17 protein-coding genes are annotated in these 19,789 nt (G+C 64.6%); 10 read left to right on the top strand and 7 right to left on the bottom strand.

Annotated elements, in window-relative coordinates; all coding sequences use genetic code 11:
• The first annotated feature begins 18 nt into the window (after positions 1–18).
• Positions 19–918 (top strand): 3-keto-5-aminohexanoate cleavage protein, encoded by a 900-nt coding sequence (locus tag ACOGXH_RS08390; protein ID WP_419928656.1) that lies wholly within the window; start codon positions 19–21, stop codon positions 916–918.
• Between the two features lie 4 nt (positions 919–922).
• Here the strand turns inward: ACOGXH_RS08390 and ACOGXH_RS08385 are convergent, their stop codons facing one another.
• Together ACOGXH_RS08385 and ACOGXH_RS08380 are read right to left on the bottom strand one after the other, a co-directional pair.
• Positions 923–1,747, bottom strand: a complete 825-nt coding sequence (locus ACOGXH_RS08385) for a fumarylacetoacetate hydrolase family protein (protein WP_419928655.1) — start codon at positions 1,745–1,747, stop codon at positions 923–925.
• Positions 1,748–1,763: 16 nt separating this feature from the next.
• The gene (locus ACOGXH_RS08380) at positions 1,764–3,770 is read right to left on the bottom strand and encodes an FAD-dependent oxidoreductase (RefSeq protein WP_419928654.1); all 2,007 of its coding nucleotides are present in this window, start codon (positions 3,768–3,770) and stop codon (positions 1,764–1,766) included.
• 174 nt (positions 3,771–3,944) lie between these two features.
• Between ACOGXH_RS08380 and ACOGXH_RS08375 the strand changes: the two genes are divergently transcribed.
• Genes ACOGXH_RS08375 through ACOGXH_RS08365 form a run of 3 tightly spaced genes read left to right on the top strand, consistent with a single transcriptional unit; the run spans position 3,945 to position 6,516 of the window.
• Complete coding sequence (locus tag ACOGXH_RS08375; RefSeq protein ID WP_419928653.1) at positions 3,945–4,892, top strand: ABC transporter ATP-binding protein; 948 nt, start codon at positions 3,945–3,947, stop codon at positions 4,890–4,892.
• Positions 4,892–5,686, top strand: coding sequence for an ABC transporter permease (locus ACOGXH_RS08370; RefSeq protein ID WP_419928652.1), 795 nt, complete (start codon positions 4,892–4,894; stop codon positions 5,684–5,686). Before ACOGXH_RS08375 ends, ACOGXH_RS08370 begins: the two co-directional genes overlap by 1 nt.
• Positions 5,683–6,516 (top strand): ABC transporter permease, encoded by an 834-nt coding sequence (locus tag ACOGXH_RS08365; protein WP_419928651.1) that lies wholly within the window; start codon positions 5,683–5,685, stop codon positions 6,514–6,516. The genes ACOGXH_RS08370 and ACOGXH_RS08365 overlap by 4 nt, the downstream gene beginning before the upstream one ends.
• 7 nt (positions 6,517–6,523) lie before the next feature.
• Here the strand turns inward: ACOGXH_RS08365 and ACOGXH_RS08360 are convergent, their stop codons facing one another.
• Complete coding sequence (locus ACOGXH_RS08360) at positions 6,524–6,895, bottom strand: hypothetical protein (RefSeq protein WP_419928650.1); 372 nt, start codon at positions 6,893–6,895, stop codon at positions 6,524–6,526.
• A gap of 18 nt (positions 6,896–6,913) precedes the next feature.
• Between ACOGXH_RS08360 and ACOGXH_RS08355 the strand changes: the two genes are divergently transcribed.
• The 5 genes from ACOGXH_RS08355 (at position 6,914) to ACOGXH_RS08335 (ending at position 13,829) form a co-directional block, all read left to right on the top strand.
• Positions 6,914–8,119, top strand: a complete 1,206-nt coding sequence (locus ACOGXH_RS08355; protein WP_419928649.1) for an amidohydrolase family protein — start codon at positions 6,914–6,916, stop codon at positions 8,117–8,119.
• A 122-nt stretch (positions 8,120–8,241) separates the two neighbouring features.
• Positions 8,242–8,757, top strand: coding sequence for a SigE family RNA polymerase sigma factor (locus ACOGXH_RS08350; protein ID WP_419928648.1), 516 nt, complete (start codon positions 8,242–8,244; stop codon positions 8,755–8,757).
• The gene (locus ACOGXH_RS08345; RefSeq protein WP_419928647.1) at positions 8,754–10,766 is read left to right on the top strand and encodes a hypothetical protein; all 2,013 of its coding nucleotides are present in this window, start codon (positions 8,754–8,756) and stop codon (positions 10,764–10,766) included. The genes ACOGXH_RS08350 and ACOGXH_RS08345 overlap by 4 nt, the downstream gene beginning before the upstream one ends.
• 169 nt (positions 10,767–10,935) lie before the next feature.
• Positions 10,936–12,633: a hypothetical protein gene (locus ACOGXH_RS08340; protein ID WP_419928646.1), complete on the top strand. Its 1,698-nt coding sequence runs from the start codon at positions 10,936–10,938 to the stop codon at positions 12,631–12,633.
• Positions 12,634–12,668: 35 nt separating this feature from the next.
• Positions 12,669–13,829, top strand: a complete 1,161-nt coding sequence (locus tag ACOGXH_RS08335) for an amidohydrolase family protein (RefSeq protein WP_419928645.1) — start codon at positions 12,669–12,671, stop codon at positions 13,827–13,829.
• Between the two features lie 13 nt (positions 13,830–13,842).
• Here ACOGXH_RS08335 and ACOGXH_RS08330 read toward each other — a convergent pair whose 3' ends face one another.
• From ACOGXH_RS08330 to xylA, 4 genes are all read right to left on the bottom strand, one after another.
• The gene (locus ACOGXH_RS08330) at positions 13,843–14,520 is read right to left on the bottom strand and encodes a hypothetical protein (protein WP_419928644.1); all 678 of its coding nucleotides are present in this window, start codon (positions 14,518–14,520) and stop codon (positions 13,843–13,845) included.
• A 24-nt stretch (positions 14,521–14,544) separates the two neighbouring features.
• Positions 14,545–15,000: a glycine/sarcosine/betaine reductase selenoprotein B family protein gene (locus ACOGXH_RS08325; RefSeq protein WP_419928643.1), complete on the bottom strand. Its 456-nt coding sequence runs from the start codon at positions 14,998–15,000 to the stop codon at positions 14,545–14,547.
• 28 nt (positions 15,001–15,028) lie between these two features.
• A complete protein-coding gene (gene xylB, locus ACOGXH_RS08320) occupies positions 15,029–16,507 on the bottom strand; it encodes a xylulokinase (protein WP_419928642.1) in 1,479 nt (492 codons plus the stop codon).
• Positions 16,508–16,574: 67 nt separating this feature from the next.
• Entirely contained in the window at positions 16,575–17,912 is a 1,338-nt protein-coding gene (xylA, locus tag ACOGXH_RS08315) for a xylose isomerase (RefSeq protein WP_419928641.1), read from the bottom strand.
• Between the two features lie 137 nt (positions 17,913–18,049).
• Here xylA and ACOGXH_RS08310 point away from each other — a divergent pair, with 137 nt between their 5' ends.
• Positions 18,050–19,747, top strand: coding sequence for a formate--tetrahydrofolate ligase (locus ACOGXH_RS08310; RefSeq protein ID WP_419928640.1), 1,698 nt, complete (start codon positions 18,050–18,052; stop codon positions 19,745–19,747).
• The last annotated feature ends 42 nt before the right edge of the window (positions 19,748–19,789 follow it).

Raw genomic sequence — 19,789 nt, 5'->3', positions numbered from 1 at the left:
GTCCATTAGGTTCAGCCCATGGCAGCAGTTGCAAACGAGGAAATCCCGGTAATCATCGAGGTGGCCATCAACGGCATCACCAGCCCCGAAATCAATCCCAACGTCCCGCTGAGCCCAGAGGCCATCGCCTCAGACGCCCTGGCCTGCCTAGAGGGGGGCGCAGCCATCATCCACACCCACAATCACGACATCAGCCTCACCGGCGATGCCGCGGCCGGCCCCTATATCGAGGCTATGGCCCCGGTGATGGCCGCCCGCCCCGACGCGCTGTGGTATCCCACCCTCACCTCGGGGGATCATCAAGCTAAGTACGCCCACATGGCCATGATCTCCGCTGAGCTGCCTCTGCGAATGGTGGCCGTGGATCCCGGCTCCACCAACATCGGCGGCGCTGGGCCCGACGGCCTGCCGGTGGGCGGCACCTATAAGAACGACTACGCCGAAATCCGAGCCAGCTTTGACCTGTGCCGCGACAACGGATGGGCCCCGGCGATGGCCATCTACGAACCCGGCTTCTTGCAATGCGTGCTCACCTACCACCGGGTTGGCCAATTGCCCGCCGGATCGATGGCCAAGCTCTACTTCGGAGCCGAGTGGGGGCTCTCCCGCCGGTCCAAAGGAGTCACATTCGGTCTTCCTCCCACAAAGCACGCCCTGCTGGCCTATCTGGACATGCTGGAGGGCACTGGAATCCCGTGGTCGGTTTCAGTGTGGGGCGGCGACCTCATGGCCACCCCAGTGGCCCGGCTGGCCCTGGAGCTGGGGGGCCACCTCCACGTGGGCATCGAGGAGTTCTACGACCCCGACCGCTCCCCCACCAACCAGGATCTTTTGGCTGAAGCCGTCGCGCTGTGCAATGAGGTCGGCCGCCCCATCGCCACCTGCGCCGAGACGGCAGAAATGCTGGAACTGCCTTAGCCGTCTAGACGCAAGGATTCTCCATCATGCCGAGACCCTCTATCTCGGAGCGGATCACGTCACCCGGCTTGAGGTAGAGGCCTTGGGCATGGCCGACCCCTCCGGGGGTGCCGGTGAAGATGAGGTCGCCGGGGTACAAGGTGAGGACCGATGAGAGGTAGGCCACCATTTCGGCCACCGGGCGCATGAGGTAGCTGGTGCGGCTGTTCTGGCGCAGCTCGCCATTAACGCGGCATGAGATGGCCAGATCGTCAGGGTTGTCCACCAAGTCGACGCTGACCAGCGCCGGGCCGGTGGGGCCGAAGGATTCTCGGGACTTGCCCAGATTGAATTGGGGCGGGATGGCCGCCGATTGCAATTCCCGATCGGAAATGTCCTGGCCGATCATTATCCCGGCCACCCGGTCCCAAGCCTCTGATTCGTCCACGTCGCGGGTCTCGGTGCCGATCACCGCAACCAGCTCGCATTCGTAGTCGCAGTGGTCGCCCACCAGCTTCACCGGCGCAGCCGGGCCGACCAGACAGGTGGGGAACTTGGTGAACACCACCGGCGCTTCGCTGGCCGCGCTGCCCAATGGGTCTTCTCGGTCGAGTTCTTGGATGTGGTCCATGTAGTTGAGGCCGTAGCCGAACACCTGCATGGGCGTAGGCACCGGCGGTCCCAACTCGGCCCGCGTCACCTGCCCGTCGGGCGCGCCTCGGCCAGCCCAGCGGTCGTGCAATTCCTGAGGGCGGGCGAGGGCGTCCATCGGGTCGGTGCCCAATGCCCAATAGTCCTGCCCGTCCAACAGCACTGCCTGCCCGGCGCGGTTGGCCAGACGAAAGCTCACTGCAACCCCCTTTCCGCTACAGCGTGGCCGCCAGTTCGACCGCGGAGCGCATGGCCCCTTCCAGGTACCCCGGTTGGGCGCAATCGCCTACCGCGTGGACTTCAGCACCAGTAGCCCGCAGCTCGTCGGCCAACGAGGTGTCGGCGGCCAACTCGGAGGTAACCACCACCAGGTCGGCAGGTGTGGTCTGCTCAGTGCCGTTGGTGCGCCACACCACGCCGTCTTCGGTGATGGCCGTGACCTGGGCCCCGGTGACCAGATTCACCCCGGCCTGGCCAAGGTCGTGAACCACCCGCCAGCGACCGGGCAGTCCGAGCGAGAAGCCAAACGCCGGGCCGGACTCGATCAAGGTGACCTCGGCCCCCTGATGATGAGCCGCTTCGGTGACCCCGAGGCCTGGCAAATCGCCACCTAGCACCGCGATCCGGGCCGCATCCAGCGGGTTGCCGTCCAGCAGCCACGGGGCCAGATCGTCCACCCCCCACACGTTGGAGCCGTCGATGCCGTCCACTTCCGGGCGGCCCCACCGTCCGCCTACTGCAACGACCACTGAATCCGGTGACAGAGCGCTGGCCGCGGCCGCGTCGAAGCGGGTGTTGAGCCGTACATCCACCCCGAGTTGGTCGAGCTGGCGTTCGAACCACTCCATCAGCTCGGCGTTCACGTCGCTGGTGGCCGACGCCAGCGCCCACCGGCCGCCCAGGCGATGAGACGCCTCGGCCAGGATCACCTCATGTCCCCGCAAGGCGGCGACCCGGGCAGTCTCCATGCCCGAGGGCCCTCCACCCACCACCAGCACCCGCTTGGCCGCCGGCGCCGATTCGGCAGTGAGCTGATCTTCCCGGCCCAGAAAGCCATTGCCTGCGCACCGGGTGCCCACCCTCAGGAAGATGTTTCCGATGCAGCGGTAGTGGTACACGCAGGGTCGTACGTCTTCAGAATTGCCCGCTGCCAGTTTGTTGGGCAGATCGGGGTCGGCCAGGATCTTGCGGCCCATGGCCACGAAGTCGTACTTGCCCTCAGCGATGTGCCGATCGGCGGCTTCAGGGCTGATCCGGCCCACGGCGATGATCGGCACGTCCACTTCGGCTTTGACCGCGGCCGCATTGGGCACCAGCAGCTCGGGCACATGGGGGCCATAGGAGTCGGTGGGTCCGGTAGCGATGCCGGGGTCGTGGTAGGCCGATACGTGGATGGCATCGGCACCCGCTGCGGCGGCCACTCGGGCGTTGTGGAGGGCATCGTCCAGAACGATGCCGTCGATGCCCACCTCGGTGCTGTTGAGTCGCACCCACACCGGGTAGTCGTCTCCCACCCGACTGCGGATTTCGGTGAGGATCTCCTCCAAGAACCGGGCCCGATTCTCCACCGAACCGCCATATTCGTCGTCGCGGCTGTTGATGGTGGGCGACAAGAAGGCGTCGATGAGATAGCCGTGTCCACCGTGCAATTCCACTGCGTCCACGCCGGCCTCCCGGGCCCTCACGGTGGCCGCGGCGAACTGATCGACCACGGTAGCGATGTCGTCGCGGTCCATCACCCGGTAGTGGACCTTGGAGGTGGGAGCGATGAGGGGCTCGGCCATCATGGCCCCTTCATCTGCGCTCACCATCCCATAGAGCGGGTCGATATTGGCCGGTCCCGGCTCCGACGGCACCCACAGTGGCCGCCCGGCCATGGTGTCTTGCAGGGCGATCTTGCCGGCGTGGGTGAGCTGCATGGCGATCTTGCCGCCGTGTGCGTGGACCCGGTCGGCCGCCCGCTGCCACGACGGGATGAACTTGTCGTCGGAGATGGCCGTTTGACGCTTGTTGGAGCAGCCCACCGGATGGGCTACCCCTACCGATCCCAGCATCACCACGGCCATGCCGCCCTTGGCCCGGGCCTCCAGGTAGGCGGCCTGGTCGTCGGACACCTCCCCGTTCTCGTCCCCCAGCTCTTCCCCCATCGGGGCCATGATCAACCGGTTGCGCAACTCCAGAGTGCCAATGCGACCCGGCGACAGCAGATGCTCATAGCTCATTGGTGCTCCTGGGCGATAGATGCTCATAGCTCATTGGTGCTCCTGGGCGATAGATGCTCATAGCTCATAGCCCCATCATGGCCCAGCGGCCTCGGCTCGGTCAGATTGCCACTGACACAAGAGCACTTGCTCCAAAACTGCTGACCGAACCCTTCACCGCCATAATCTCGCTGCGTGTCTTTGATCGCCGCGTGGGGCCTGACCAAGCAGTTCGGCGACTTCACCGCGGTTGACGGCATCGACTTCGAGGTCGAGCGGGGCGAGGTATTCGGCTTTCTGGGACCCAACGGCGCCGGCAAGTCGTCCACCATGCGGATGATCGGCTGTGTGTCTGACCCCACCGGAGGTGCCCTGCGCATCTTGGGTATGGACCCATCTCGTGAGGGCACCAAGATCCGAACCCGTCTCGGGGTGGTCCCCCAGCAGGACAACCTCGACGAGGAGCTGTCGGTGGCCGAGAACCTGTATGTGTACGGGCGCTATTTCGATCTGCCTCGGTCGTTGCTGCGCTCCCGGATCGCCGAACTGCTCGATTTCGTGCAGCTCACCGAGCGGGCCAACGACCACGTCGAGCCGCTGTCGGGAGGCATGAAGCGGCGTCTCACCATCGCCCGGGCCCTGATCAGCGAGCCCGAAGTGCTGTTGTTGGATGAACCCACCACCGGCCTCGATCCCCAAGCCCGCCATGTGGTGTGGGAGCGGCTGTGGACGCTCAAGCGCCGGGGAGTGACCCAGGTGCTCACCACCCACTACATGGACGAGGCCGAGCAGCTTTGCGATCGCCTCGTGGTAATGGACCGGGGCAAGATCGTGGCCGAGGGTTCACCCCGCCAGCTCATCGAGCGCTACTCCACCCGAGAGGTGGTGGAGGTGCGCACCCACGGGCAAGTGACCGTGATGGCCGACGCCTTGCGCCGCTTAGGGGAGAGCCCTGAGGCCCAAACAAGGGATGAGCTCTATGAGCGAGTAGAGGAGTTGCCGGATCGGGTGCTGCTCTATACCGACCAAGGCGAGCGGCTGGTGGCCCTTCTCGGCGAGGTCGAACATGAGAGCGTGCTGGTGCGACGCAGCACCCTTGAAGACGTGTTCTTGCACCTGACCGGCCGGTCGCTGGTGGACTGATGCCACCGGCCGCAGTCGTTCCCCGCACAAAGTTGGCGGTTGAGTATTGGCTGTTGACCTATCGGCGCAACTGGAAGGGTTCGCTGCTCACCAGCTTCTTGAGTCCGATCCTGTTCCTGGCCGCCATGGGGTTGGGCCTTGGTTCGCTGGTCGACGCCGAGGTCGGTTCGGGCCGGGATCTGGGCGGGCTCGACTACCTGGACTTTCTGGCCCCCGGTCTGTTGGCTGGAAATGCCATGATGCTGGCGGTCAACGAGTCCACGTACCCGGTGCTGGGCGGCTTCAAGTGGTACCGCACCTACATGGCCATGGCCGCTTCCCCGCTGCGGGGCCGCGACATCATGCTGGGCCATTTCACCTACATGGCCTTTCGGGTGACCTTGGCCAGCTTCGTATTCCTAGGAGTGATGGCCGCCTTCGGAGCGGTCTCGTCCCCGCTGGCGGTACTGGCCCCAGTATGCGCCGCCCTGTGCGGCATGGCCTTCGCCACCCCCACTGCGGCCTTTGTCGCCACCCGTATCAACGCCGACAACTTCAGCACCTACACCCGGTTCGTGATCATGCCCATGTTCTTGTTCTCGGGCATCTTCTACCCGGTATCGCAGCTGCCGATCGTCCTCGAGCAGATCGCCTGGCTCACCCCGGTGTGGCACGGAGTGCGGCTGTGCCGGGCGCTTAGCACCGGCAGCGGGGTGAATTGGGAGCTGGCCGGGCATCTCGCCTACCTGGTGGCCCTGATCCTGATCGGCACGCTGCTATCGGCCAGGACTTACACCCGGAGGCTGTACGAATGAGCCCGGCCAATGTGAAGCAGGGACGACGTCCGTCGAGGCTGGGATTGGCCTCGGCGGCGGGCTTGTTGCCGTCGCATCGGTTTGCCCGCGTTGTTGAGCGCAACATCACCGTGTACCGGCGTACCTGGGTCACGCTGTTGTCGGGGTTCTTCGAGCCGGTGTTCTACCTGCTGTCCATCGGCATCGGCATCGGCGAGTTGGTGGGCGACGTGACTGTCGGGGGGCGCACCGTCGACTACCGCACGTTCGTGGCGCCGGGGCTGTTGGCCACTTCGGCCATGAACGGCACCTTCTACGACAGCACCATGAACATGTACTACAAGCTCACCTGGGCCAAGATCTACGACGCCGTGCTGGCCACCCCGGTGGGCGTGGTTGATCTGGCCCTGGGCGAGATGGGTTGGTCGGTGCTGCGGGCCACCCTGTACTCCGGCGGCTTTCTGGGAGTCATGGCCGGGCTGGGGCTGGTGGATTCGTTCTGGGCCATCGCCGCACTGCCGGGGGCCACTCTGATCGGATTCACCTTTGCTGCCTTGGGCATGGCCGCCACCAGCTATATGCGGAGCTGGAACGACCTCGACTTGGTGACCGTGCCGCTCATTGTGCAGTTCCTGTTCTCAGCCACCTTCTTCCCGCTGGACACCTACCCCCGGGCCGTGCAGTTTCTGGTGCAGGCCACCCCCCTTTACCACGGCGTGGCCATGGAGCGAGCCTTCATCGCCGGCGACATCAGCATGGACTTGGTCGTCCACATCGCCTACCTCTTGGCCCTAGCCGCCGCCGGCGCCGCCATAGCCAGCCGCCGCCTCGGGCAATTGCTCACCCCGTGAGGAGTGCCTAGGCAGGCTGGCGGATGGTGGTGCCGGGTTGGATACCGGAGTCGGGACCGATTCCGTCGAGCTTGAGGGCCATGAGCATGTGGAACTCATCGCCGCCGTCTCCGCTGTCGCCTTGCACGGTGTGGTCGATGGAGACAACTTTGGTAGCTACCGCCTGATCGCCGACGTCGACTACCAAAGCGTCGCCCTCTTGGACCCGTCCCGCAGTGGCCCGGCCGACCACGAAGAATTCACCTGCTGACATGGCCTCGGTGCGGACCACCTCGAGCCGGAACAACTCCTTGCTGCGGCGCCACCGTTTGAAGAACGTCCGCCAGTTGCGGGGCTGGTCGTCCCACTCCCCTTCCACGATGCCCGGCGAGTTGCTCACAGTTGGCAAACTAGTGGAATGAGCGACCGGTACACCATCATCTCGGCCGACTGCCACGCCGGGGCCAACCACGAGACCTACCGCGGCTACCTGGAATCCAAGTACCTCGACGACTTCGACGCTTGGCGGGAGAAGTACCGCAACCCGTTCCGCGACCTCCAAGACGGGGGCCGGGTGCGCAATTGGGACAACGAGCGCCGCTTGGGAGACCTGTACACCGACGGCCAGGTGGGCGAGGTGGTATTCCCCAACACCGTGCCCCCGTTCTTTCCCAGCTTCATCCTGTTCGCCCGTCCGCCCCGGGCCGACCAACTCGAACACCGACTGGCAGGAATCCGGGCCCACAACCGCTGGCTGGCCGAATGGTGTGCGGAGTATCCCAATCAACGAGCCGGCATAGGCCAGACCTTCTTGAACAACGTTGATGAGGCAATCAAAGACGTGGAGTTCATCGCGGCCAACAATCTGCGCGGCGGCGTGCTCATCTCGGCTATTCCGCCCGACTGCAAAGACCTCTCCCCTTTGTACGACCCGGCGTACGACCCGTTCTGGGCCGCCTGCGAGGACCTCGGGGTGATCGTCAACAGCCATGGGGGCACCGGCGCCCCCAACTACGGCAAGTACTCGGTGGCCGACCTGCTGTTCATCACCGAGGTGAGCTTCTACTCCCATCGGCCCTTCTACCAGCTATTGCTGTCGGGGGTGTTCGAGCGGTTCCCCAAGCTCAAGTTCGTCATGACCGAGCAGGGCTGCGCCTGGCTGGTGGGCGCTTTGGCCCAAATGGACGAGACATTGGCCAAGATCCGCGACACCGGCCGCATGGGCGAGATGCGCTACGACGACAGCCACATACTGCCCAAGAGCGCCACCGAGTATTTCCAACAGAACTGCTGGGTGGGAACTAGCCAGCCCGGCCACGATGACGCCGCTGCCCGGGAGGTGCTGGGGTCGCACAAATTGATGTGGGGCTCCGACTATCCCCACAACGAGGGCACCGGCCCCTATACCCGCGAGCACCTGCGCCAGGTGTTCTGCGATGCCGATCCGGTAGAGCTCCAGCAGATCCTGGCCGGCAACGCCGCCGACCTGTACGGATTTGACCTCGACGCTCTGGCCCCGCTGGCCGCCCAGCATGGCCCCACTCACGATGAGATCGCCGTGCCCCTCGATCAGCTGCCCGCCGAGCCCAACGAAGCGCTGCTAAAGAACGTCATTGCCGCCTGACAAGTCCGTCAGACAAGAGAGCTAGCTGCATTGGCCTGAGTTGCCCGCGCCTCCCGTCAGCGCAAAGGGAACCAAAGGGCATCACCGGGCGTCGTTGCCAAGTGATGAAGACTATCCCTTGGATGGCTTCGGGAGTTTCAGAGGGCGACCAGCCGATTTGGCACGGGTCCGCGACAGCTGGCGAAGTCCACCAACTGGCCAGCTTCGACGACCTGTACCGAGATGAATACGGGCCGATGGTTCGCCTTGCCCGAGGGCTGGTGGATACCCAGGAGATCGCAGAAGAGATCGTCCAGGACGCCTTCGCAAGGGTGTATGAGCGCTGGAATCGGCTCGACAATCCCGGCGGCTACCTGCGCACCGCGGTGGTGAACGGCGCCCGCAGCGAGCTGAGGAAACGCGAAGTGAGACGGCGCATCGGCATTCGGCCGTTCATTCCCCCCCAACCCGAGGATCGAGACTACCTGCTCGATGCCCTAGACCAGCTCTCCCCCCGACAGAAGACCATCCTGGTTTTGAAGTTCTACGCCGACATGACCGAGAAAGAGATCGCCCAGGCCATGGGGATAAGGCCGGGCACAGTCAAAAGCGCCACTTCCCGAGGATTGGCCGAGTTGCGAAAGGTGGTCGAGCAGTGAGCGACGAGCGCCGCACCCCTGAGAACCAGACCGGAGCAGACGATCAGGCCCTTGGCGAAGCCTTGGGCTCCGCCATCCGAGATCGAGTCGATACCCCGGCTGCTCGCCCGCCGGTGTCCTCGATCGCCGAGCGGGCCGCCGCTCGGGCCAAAGCTCGCAACACCCGCCGGGCGGTTGTGGGTATCGCCGCGTCGGCTGCCCTGGTGGTGGGGGGAATCTCGGCATGGAACGCCTTGGAGAGCGATCAGCCCAATGAAGTGATCGTTGTCGATGATCCCACTGCCTCCCCTGCGCCCCAACCGAGCGCAGAACCGACTCCTGCGCCGACCTCGGAAGCTCCGAGTGAGCCAGAAGACTTCCCCCAGACTGGCTCAGAAGCGAGTACTGAGCCTCCGACGCCGGAGAGCCTGTCTGCCGGGCCAGCACCGGGTTGGACCGGGTTCGAGCCCGAAGCAGTATTCGGTGCCAATCGGGGAGTATTCGAGAACATCGAATCGCTGGGCGACGGCCGGGTGATCGCCCGAGGTTGGACCCTTCCCGGCTCGCCCAATGTCGGCGAAACCTATTCCTCCGAGGGGCGCGTGCTCATCACCGGCAACGGTGCCAATTGGACTGATGTCACCATGCCAACAAGCTTTAGTCCCCAGCGATTCGACATCGCCGGAGACCGCTGGCTGGTAACCGGTTGGGGATTCAACGACACGATGTCAGAACCCCAGGCATTCTTCTCTGACGACCAGGGAACCACGTGGACCGACCTAGCCCTCGACATCGTTTCTCCCGATGAGACTTCCCGGGTTGCCGCCGCGACAGTGTCAGGGCAGAACATGGTGATTGCCACGGAGAACCGCATCCACACCGATATCGCGTCGGTAATCGTGGCCCGGGGACTGGTGCCCGACAAAGAGTCGATAAGGGGCTGGATGGGCGTGGAAGGCAACACGGTGAGCTTCACCCGAGACGAGTCGTCACCGCCTGAGTCATTTGAGCTGACCTCCGAAGAAGAAGATCTGCTCTACGGAGGCGATCGGGACTTTGTCCGCCTCTTCCATAGCGACGGAGGAGATGCGGAACTCGTGGCCGAGTACCAGGGCTGGAATGTTGCCGGATACGGCGCAACCGACGGGTTCCATCTTTTGATGCTGGCCAACGAGGGGGCGCTCAAGCTCGCCTCCCCTGATGGCCGCCAATGGAGCCAAACTCCTTTGGCCACCGGCGACGGCGTTCCCGTCGATCAACTCTCCAACTACTACGGGTCTACCAACCAGACGGTCTGGACATCCGGTGGAACAGCAAGCGACTACCGAGTTGAGCGCCTCGACGGCGTGTACACCGCCCCCCTGGTCGCTGAACTTCCCGAGGGCATCGCCCATGCGAGTCGTTTCTCGGTCGGCCCCGCGGGCGTCGCCATGGTGGCCTTGCCGGGGAGCTTCCCCGATGCGGATCTCGAGCTGAGCTTGCAGGTGGCCAAGGACGGCTACGAATTGCGCTACAACCAGCCCGAGGGCGGCTTTTCCCTTTGGGACTTGACCCAAGACATTGCCGTCTACCAGTTCGACCCCGAGAGTGAACAGGCCAACATGCTCCCCGAGGGCATTCAGGTCGTGGAAGGGGACGACGGCGATACCGAGTTGCTGGTCTTTGAGGATCCCGAGACCGGTGAGCATCTGGTGTCGTTCACCAGAGAAGAACTGGAACCTTGGGCCAACGCTGAGAGCCTGTTGGCCGCACCAGAAATCAGACCCCAACAGGTTGAGGCGTGGGTGGGCTGGTCGGCCAACGGAGTCGATTGGGTATGGCAGACCCTCTCCGAAGCCTTCGGACTCACCGATCTCACCGATGTTGAGAAAGAGCTCACCAACGTTGATCTAGCCGTTGGCACTGACTATCTGATCGCCCGAGTACAGCTTGGCGTTGTCGATCCCTCCGAGACGCCCAGCGACAACGGCGACGGTCCCTACTCCGTCACATATCTACCACCGCGATGGTTCATCGCCACCGTAGAATGAAGGGAGCGTTAGGGCTGTTAACAGCGGCTCTGGCTAGACGGTAGGACGGCTGCGGGCGGTTGGTGCGTCCCCCTCCGCACCAACCGCCCGCAGTGGTCTTTCCGGTGTGTACCTGCTTTCCTCGCAGCTACGCCCCTTATCCAAGTTTTGTGTGTAGCGTGCAGTTGCCATGAGGCTGCTCCAGAGGCTTCTGCCAGCCATCCTCATTCTGACCCCGGCAATCGCTCCAGCGGCCTGCTCGTCATCAGACAGCACCAGAGTGGTCGTAGGCAGCGAATCCCCCTCCCCCGATCCGGTGCAGACGCCGACTCCGGAGATCGCCACACCAGAAGGAGTTGCTTCGACACCAGAGCCCGTCGCCATACCCACAGTCACACCAACTGAAGCCCCTGATGCCGCCGGGCTGGTTTGGACCGAAGTTGATCTCGCCGACGCACTAGGAGCTGACGAAACCTCCACCATCCAACTCCAGTCGGTAGGCGACGGACGGATCCTGGCTATGAGCTTTGTCGACCGCGGCATGGATTCGATTTTGGTCACTGAGAACGGCAGGGAATGGACCCCAATCTCCGTTCCCGCCGGTTTCCTCACCTGGAGTGTCGACATCACCGGCAACCGCTGGTTGATCCAGGGTTGGGACTCAACCCACGAGGCTCCGTCCACTCAGATTCGGTTTTCTGATGACCACGGAGCGAACTGGACCGAGATTGTTGTCGATCTAGCCTCTCTCGACGGTACGGCTTGGATAGCCGACGCCATTGTCGCCGGACAACTCATGGTGGTCGCGGCCATTCATGAACCAGGGGTGCCTCTCATGGAGGGGGGCGGTGAGGGCGACGTGGACTTTGAGCCCAGCGTGGCCAGAGTCCAAGTCCTCTTGAGCGATGGTGGGCCAGCTGAGCCGGTGGCAGATTTCCCGGGTTGGTTTGCCAGCGGCCACGGAGCGTCTGACGGCTTTCGTCTGATTGTGTCCGACTCCGGCCAAAATTACTTGCTGTATTCCTCAGATGGTCGTGAGTGGACCAGTACCCCCGTGGATGTAGAGGTCACTGACAGCGCCCACGAAATGATCTGGACTGCAGATGAGGGCTACACGGAATATCGGATCGAGCGCTTCGAGGGTGTCTACGGTTCCGGACAGGTATTGACCCTGCCCGAAGGCATCGGGTGGGTTCCTGGTCTCGCCGTCGGACCGGCGGGTGTTGCCATGGTCGGAGGGCCGCCATGGCCTGGCGACGAGTCTGATAGGGATTTCACTATGCCCGACATTGTCATCGAAAAGGACGGGTATGAACTCCGGTACAACCAGCCCGAGGGCGGCATCTCCCTGTGGGATCTGGACCAAGACGAAGCCGTGATTGTCTTTGACGCCGAAACTCTCCAACGTGAAGAACCACCAGATGTGGTGCAAGAAGTCGAAAGCGACGACGGTTCCATACTGGTGGTGTTCTACGACCCCACAACCGGAGCAGAATTGGTGGCCTTTTCTGGCGAGAGGTTGGAAGCCGCAGTCATAGAAGCCTCAATCGTGGAAGAGGACTCAGCCGCCTACCTCGAGTACGACCCCCACAATTACATGGTCGGTTGGTCGCGGGAAGGGCTCGCCTGGCAGTGGCAGACCCTTCAAGAGGCCTTTGGCCTTCCCGAACGCAGTGAAGACGCCAACTCCTTCACCGAAGTCCAGGTAGCAGTTGGCCAAGACTTCGTGCTCGCCCAAGTTCAGAACTTCGAGTTCCCCGAAGCTGATATTGACGAGGATTTCAATGTCGGCGTTGACGATGGGCAATCCGGTTCGGTCCCTGCTCCCCTCACCGCCCCCGAAATCTTGGCCTCACCACCACGTTGGTATATCGCCCGAGTCGGCTGAGGGCGTAGGTGCGGGCTGCGACTTAGACTCAGCCCATGATCATCGACGTGGATACCCACTGGGAGATCACGGGGGACTCGGCCGGGGTTGACCCCATGAAGCCGTGGGCCGATCAGATACCCGACAATCGGACGCATCTGGCCAACGCCATCGCCGGCGACCTGCTTCAGGTGCTGCCCGCCGACCGTCTGCCAAGCCCGGCAGAACTGCTGCCCAAGCTCTTTGAGCGGGCCGAGGAATCGGGAGGGCCGGTCATCCTGCATCCCCGCCACGACTCAACCGCCGCTGAGCGGGTGGCGTGGATGGACTCGGTGGGCATCGACCACTGCCTAGTGAATCCCGGCGGCTATTGGCAGAAGCTCGACTATCTGCGGCCCGACGACCGCGTGATCGCCGCCCAGCGCTGTAACGACTTCCTCACCGAGCAGCTTTGGGATCAACAGCACCGGCTTCACACGGTTGCCACTATCGATTTCTCCGATCTGGACCACGCCGTGGCCGAGTTGGAACGCTGCCGGGAGAGGGGCGCCCGGGCCTTCTTCCTCTACACCCTCCGGGGTGCACCCGCTGGCGGCCCACCCGGCCACCCCAACTGGGACAAGGTGTGGGCCGCGGCCACCTCCTTGGGCATGGTGGCGGTGATCCATGTGGGCAACACCGAGGCCGACTTCTCCAAGTGGGCCGACATCGGCTGGGACCTTCCTGACGGAGCTGGCGTCGGCGGGCTGATCCGGCTGGCCAACACCCAGCGGCTGCACGCCGCCCAGAATCTGGTGGCCAGCCTGTTGTTCGGAGGGGTGTTCCATCGGTTCCCCAGCCTCACTGTGCTGATCGAGGAGATGCGGGCCGGGTGGCTTCCCTGGTACGTGGCCACGCTCTCTCGCCAATGCCTGTCGTCGCCCTCATTGGGCGATTGGCCGTGGCCGGTGAGCGGAGAAGAGATGCTCCACCACAACCTGCGGCTCACTCCCCTGCCCGGCTTCGGCGACACCGACGCGCTCGACGTGCTGGCCGCCCTACCCGACATGGTGGTGTTCTCTTCCGACTACCCCCACCAAGAGGGCAACGCCGACCCCATTGAGCTGTACCGCCCCGCTCTCGATGACCTAGACGACGGCGTGAGGTCCGCGTTCATGGGGGCTACCGCCGCCGAGTGTTTCGCTCGAATCGGCGATCCTTTGCCAGCGGTGGGCTGACGCTTCCTAGAAGTCAGCGTCCCACGGGCTGCATGTAGAAGGTGATGCCGCTGGGGGCCTCCTGCTCGGTGAGGGCATCCCGTGCCGCGGCCAGCGTCTTCCCCGCCTCGGTCTCCTCGTAGAACCAGGCCTCCGCCTGCCGTGCCCCTGGAGGCGGGCCACCGGCTAGCTCGAGAGCGGCCTCTTGGTAATAGGCCCGGATGTCGTGGGCGATACCGATGGTGTCCAACCGAGGGCCATAGACCTCTTTCCAGTGTTCTCCGGCGATCAGTCGCTCCAATTCTGCCAGCGCAGCTGGCACGTCGTCGGCGTCAATGGAACGGCCTACTTCGGTGGCTCCCCGACGAGCTACCGCCCGGTCATAGGCGGCTCGCAGTCCCTGGGCCTCGTCCACCGACGGGGCGATATCGGGGTCGAAGCGGGGCGGCAGCGCACAGGCCAGCGGCGTCTCTACAGCCGCCACCACTTCCGGATAGTCCACCAACACGGGACCGGAGGGGGCGTTGAACAGGTCGAGTGCCGCGGCCAGCACGCCGTGTTGGAATTCGGCGTTGTCGGGCATGCCCAACGGGCGTCCCAGAGGAAACTCGCAGTACAGCACTCGGGGAACGTTCATTCGCTCAGCCACTGGCCGCATCGACGCCAGCACCACCGTGGCGATTCCAGCGTCTTCCAGTACGTGGGCCAGCACACACACGGTGCGCGTGCACAGAGGTCAAACCGGCGTCAAGATGGCCACGTCCACTCCGTCGGCTCGCAGTTCGGCCGCGGCAGCGGGGCCTGTGTCGAGGCGCACCTCCGACACCGTGTCGGGCTGGTTGCCGGCAAACGCCACATGCCGAGGGGCCACAGCCCCGATGGTGCCGTCGGCGGCCAGTTCTTCCAAACGGTCAATGGGGTACACCACGTTGTGGTCGGACACATACGCAGCCCGGTCGAAATTGGAGCTCCAGTGGCCCAGGATCAGTTCCCGGTCGCTCCGATCAAGCATCCGATAGCTGGTGTCGCCCCGGCCTTCAAAGCGGTCCTGGTCCGCCCGGTGCAGCCCCGCACTAGTCACGATGGCCACGGTGGCCTGGGCCAGCGGCGGAGGCGACGCCCATGGTGTGGACTCAAACTCTGGTACCGGAAGGTTCGCCATGAGGTCGCGCATTGTCTGGTCACTCGACATGCTCACACTCTCCCACAGGGCAAAGGCGCTACTCGCTGCTGGAGGGAAAGGCTCTCCGCTGCTGCTCGGCGTAGCGGGCACGAATTACCCCTCCATCGATTCCAGGCGGGGGTTCTACAAGCGTTCCTTGACCAAGCGGCCAGTCGGCTGCCACATCGGTCGGATGGCGGCCACTCGCCACCGCGGCGGCCTGCACCGCGGCCCCTAGGGCAACCGTCTCATCGTCGTCAGGCACCATGATCGGCTCGCTGTGCAGCACTGCCGCTCGCACCCGATAAGCGACCGAGCGAGCACCGCCGCCGATGAGGTGCAATCGCCCACTGGATTCCACACCAGCGCTCCGCAAGGCATCGAGACCGTCGAACAGCCCGCAGAGCACGCCATCGTGGGCGGCCAGGGCCAGCTCCTCGCGGGTGGTGTCGTTTCGCAGGGCAGCCAATACTCCGGTGGCATCGGGCAGGTCGGGGGTGCGCTCTCCGTCGAAGTAGGGCACCAGCACCGGTGCGGTCGCATTCTCGGGCGCGGCCAGCGCCAACGCGGCCAGTTCCGCCGCGTCCACCCCCAGCCAGCGGGCCACAGTGTCGGTGACCCGTGTGGCGTTGAGCGTGCACACCAATGGCAGATAGCCACCAGCGGCGTCGGCGAATCCGGCTACCGCGCCTGTCGGGTCGCTGGTCGGCGTGGTGAAAACGGAATAGGCCGTGCCGGAGGTACCCAGCGAGATCACTGTGTCACCGGGCTTCAACCCGAGTCCGAGAGCCGCTCCCATGTTGTCGCCGGTACCGGGGCCGACGACCACTGAGTCGCCCAATCCCAGCGCGGCCGCCGCTTGCGGTGTGATTGGCCCAGCCGCCTGATCAGGCTCGAGCACCCGGGGCAGACGAGGCAGCCAGCCGTTCGGATCGCCCACGGCCAACCCCAGCAGATCTGGGGCCGCCTCATTGGCGGCGGGATCGAACCAACCGGTGCCAGAGGCGTCGCCTCGGTCGGTGACATGGGCGCCGGTCAGCCGCCAAGTGAGCCAGTCATGGGGCAGCATGACTTGAGCGATCTGGTCAGCCAGTTCGGGCTCATGCTTGAGCACCCAGGCCAGCTTGGCAATAGTGAACGACGCCAACGGCACCGAACCGCAGCGCCGAGCCCACTGCTCGCGACCATGGCGGGCTACCAGGTCTCGGGCCTGGGGCGCGGAAGTGGTGTCGTTCCACAGCTTGGCCGGGCGCAGAGCCTCGCCGTCCTCGCCTACCAGCACCAGGCCGTGCTGCTGGCCGGCCACGCTCACTGCCACAACATTGGCTCGGTCGGCATCGGTCAATTGGGCAAAGCAGGCCGACAGCGCTTCCCACCAAGTTGCCGGGTCTTGCTCGCTCACTGGCGGCTCCCAGCGCGAGTGGGTGTGCGGGGCGCTGGTCCGGTCAACCAGCAAACCGGAGTCGAGTTCTCGCAGTTCTACCTTTGCGGACTGAGTGGAAGAATCCACCCCGGCCACCAATGCACGGCCAACCATCAGGTGCCAATCGCAGCAATGCCCGACATCAGCCTGTCAACCTAACACTCGGTTACTTGGCGCCCCATCAGTTCGGCGTGGACCAGATGATGCGGTTGACCTCATTTTCCAGTCGTTCCTGGCGCCCCGACACCGGCTGGGGGTCGAGCCCGTCGGCAACCGCCTGATCGGCAAGCGCGGCAAGGTCCACATCACCCTTCAGGATCTCGGCGCCCAGTCCCGAGTCCCAACGGGCATAGCGGTCGGCCCTGGCCTGCTCGATGGCCCCGTCGGCCAGCATGGCCTCCGCCACCAGCAGAGAGCGGGCCAGTGTGTCGATGCCGCCGATGTGGCCCCAGAACAGGTCATCTCTGGCCATGCTCTGGCGGCGGAGCTTGGTGTCGAAGTTGAATCCGCCGGTGGTGAAACCCCCGCCTCGCAAGATCTCATAGAGAGCCAGCGAGAGCTCGTCCACCGAGTTGGGGAACTGGTCGGTGTCCCAACCGTTCTGGGGATCGCCCCGGTTGGCGTCCACGCTGCCGAAGATGCCGTTGTCCACCGCATAGGCCACCTCGTGGTGGAAGGAGTGGCCCGACAAGGTGGCGTGGTTCACCTCGATGTTCACCTTGAAATCGTCGACTAGGTCGTAGCGGTCAAGGAACCCGTGAACCGAGGCACAGTCGTAGTCGTACTGGTGCTTGGTGGGCTCCTGGGGCTTGGGCTCGATGAGCAGGGTGCCGGTGAAGCCGATCTTGTGCTTGTGCTCGGCCACCATGGTCAGGAAGCGGGCGAGCTGGTCGGCCTCTTGGCGCAGGCGGGTGTTGAGCAGCGTCTCGTAGCCCTCCCGTCCTCCCCACAACACGTAGTTGGCCCCATTGAGGCGGTGGGTGGCCTCCAGCATGTGGCGAACCTGGGCCGCGGCGTGGGTGAACACTTCGGGGTCGGGATTGGTGGCCGCTCCGGCGGCGTAGCGGGGATGGGAGAACAGGTTGGCCGTGCCCCACAGCAGCCGCACACCGGTGGCCTCCATCTTTTCCGCAGCCCGCTCCACCATGGTGTCGAGATTGGCCCGGCTCTCGTTTAGGTCTGCGCCTTCCGGGGCCATGTCCACATCGTGGAAGCAGTAAAACGGCATCCCCAGCTTCTCGAAGAACTCGAACGCGGCATCCTGCTTGGCCCGGGCGGCGGCCATCGGGTCCTGTCCCGGCTCCAGCCAAGGGCGGTCGAACGTGCCGTGGCCGAATATGTCGCTGCCCGGCCAATTGAAGCTGTGCCAGTAGCACACCGCTATCCGCAGGTGGTCCTCCATGCGCCTACCCATGACCTGGCGGTCGGGGTCGTACACCCGGTAAGCCAGCTGGCCAAGCCCCGCTCGGCGGCCGGCGAAACTCACCGGCTCGGAAACGGTGTCGAAGAAGTCAGTCATGGTGAGCCTCCGTCATGGCGCCGTCGCTACCATCGCCCGATTCTAAGGATCGCCCGACTTAGCCGCCCGATCACCGGCTGATTGTCCGTGTACGCTTACGGGGTTGACATCACGTATCAAGCATGAGAGGCGGGTCCATGTCTTTTCCTTCTGACCTTGAGATCGCCCGCGGGGCGAACCTCCGACCACTAACCGAAATCGCCGAAGAAGCCGGCATCCCGGTCGAGATGCTGGAGCCCTACGGGGCAGGGGCGGCCAAGATCAGCCTGGATGCGATTGAGGCTCTGTCTGATCGGCCCCGAGCCCGCTACGTGGTGGTGACCGCCATCACCCCAACGCCATTGGGCGAGGGCAAAACCACCACCACCGTGGGGCTGGGTCAAGGGTTCGGCCACATCAACAAGAAGGCGACTATCGCCATCCGCCAGCCATCACTGGGGCCGACTTTCGGCATCAAGGGCGGTGCCGCCGGCGGCGGCTACAGCCAGGTGGTACCCATGGAGCTGTTCAACCTCCACCTCACCGGCGACATGCACGCGGTGACTGCGGCCCACAACATGTGCTCGGCCATGCTCGATGCCCACATTTACCACGGCAACGAATCGGGCCTGGATCTGCACAACATCACCTGGCGCCGGGTGGTGGACATCAACGACCGGGCGCTGCGCAACATCGTGCTCGGTCTGGGCGGACGGCTCGACGGGATTCCCCGGGAGAGCGGGTTCGACATCACCGCGGCATCTGAGGTGATGGCCACCCTGGCGCTGGCCACTTCTCTATCCGACTTGCGGGCCCGTTTGGGACGCACCGTGGTGGGCTACACCAAAGCTGGCGATCCGGTGACCGCGGAGGACCTGAAGGCCGCCGGGGCCATGGCCGTGCTGTTGAAGGACGCCCTCAAGCCCAACCTCATGCAAACCCTGGAGGGGGGTCCCGCCCTGGTGCACACCGGGCCGTTCGGCAACATCGCCACCGGCAACTCCTCCATCGTGGCCGACCGAATCGCCATCCACACCGGCGACTTCTTGGTGACCGAGGCCGGGTTCGGGGCCGACATGGGAGCCGAGCGGTTCTTCAACATCAAGTGCCGCTATTCGGGCCTGGCACCCGACGCCGCGGTGATGGTGGCCACTGTGCGGGGGCTCAAGGCCCACTCCGGCAACCATCGCATTGTCGCTGGGCGCCCCTTGCCCGAGGCGCTGCTGGCCGAGAACCCCGATGAGGTGCACGCCGGGGGCGACAATCTCCGCAAGCAGCTTTCCAACATGAAGGCTCACGGGGTGACCCCGGTGGTGGCCATCAACGCCTTTCCCGGAGACCACGACGCCGACCTGGCCGCCATCGGCGAGATCGCCGACGAGTACGGCGCCCGCTGTGCGATCACCACCCACTTCTCCGACGGCGGCGCGGGGGCGGCCCAGTTGGCCGAGGCGGTGGCCGAGGCCTGCGAGGAGCCCAGCTCCTTCAAGGTTCTGTACGAGGACGATCTGTCGCTCAAGGACAAGATCGCCGCGGTGGCCACCACGGTGTACGGCGCCGACGACGTGGAGTATTCAGCCACGGCCAACCGCCAGCTCGACACCTATGAGAATGCCGGTTTCGGACACCTCCCGGTGTGCATCGCCAAGACCCATCTGTCCATCTCGTCCGACCCCTCCCTCAAGGGCGCTCCCACCGGCTGGACCCTGCCGGTGCGGGAGGTGCGGGCCTCAGTGGGCGCCGGCTTCGTCTACCCCATCTGCGGCGACATGCGCACCATGCCCGGCCTCGGCCGCCAACCCGCCGCCATGGGCATAGACCTCGATGAGAACGGAGAAATCGTCGGCCTGAGCTAGCAAGGGTCGAGGCCGTGCGGGACAGATAGGCTTAATCGACCT

Origin of the sequence: Candidatus Poriferisocius sp., assembly GCF_965208355.1 — a bacterium.
In the GTDB taxonomy this organism is placed as follows: Bacteria; Actinomycetota; Acidimicrobiia; order Acidimicrobiales; family Bin134; genus Poriferisocius.
This window is presented reverse-complemented; position numbering and strand designations above follow the sequence as displayed.

Coding starts and splice junctions, on each gene's coding strand:
- xylA (WP_419928641.1), bottom strand. CDS start 17,912: ATGACTGACTTCTTCGACACCGTTTCCGAGCCGGTGAGTTTCGCCGGC.
- xylB (WP_419928642.1), bottom strand. CDS start 16,507: ATGGTTGGCCGTGCATTGGTGGCCGGGGTGGATTCTTCCACTCAGTCC.
- ACOGXH_RS08380 (WP_419928654.1), bottom strand. CDS start 3,770: ATGAGCTATGAGCATCTGCTGTCGCCGGGTCGCATTGGCACTCTGGAG.
- ACOGXH_RS08365 (WP_419928651.1), top strand. CDS start 5,683: ATGAGCCCGGCCAATGTGAAGCAGGGACGACGTCCGTCGAGGCTGGGA.
- ACOGXH_RS08355 (WP_419928649.1), top strand. CDS start 6,914: ATGAGCGACCGGTACACCATCATCTCGGCCGACTGCCACGCCGGGGCC.
- ACOGXH_RS08370 (WP_419928652.1), top strand. CDS start 4,892: ATGCCACCGGCCGCAGTCGTTCCCCGCACAAAGTTGGCGGTTGAGTAT.
- ACOGXH_RS08350 (WP_419928648.1), top strand. CDS start 8,242: ATGGCTTCGGGAGTTTCAGAGGGCGACCAGCCGATTTGGCACGGGTCC.
- ACOGXH_RS08310 (WP_419928640.1), top strand. CDS start 18,050: ATGTCTTTTCCTTCTGACCTTGAGATCGCCCGCGGGGCGAACCTCCGA.
- ACOGXH_RS08390 (WP_419928656.1), top strand. CDS start 19: ATGGCAGCAGTTGCAAACGAGGAAATCCCGGTAATCATCGAGGTGGCC.
- ACOGXH_RS08340 (WP_419928646.1), top strand. CDS start 10,936: ATGAGGCTGCTCCAGAGGCTTCTGCCAGCCATCCTCATTCTGACCCCG.
- ACOGXH_RS08335 (WP_419928645.1), top strand. CDS start 12,669: ATGATCATCGACGTGGATACCCACTGGGAGATCACGGGGGACTCGGCC.
- ACOGXH_RS08325 (WP_419928643.1), bottom strand. CDS start 15,000: ATGTCGAGTGACCAGACAATGCGCGACCTCATGGCGAACCTTCCGGTA.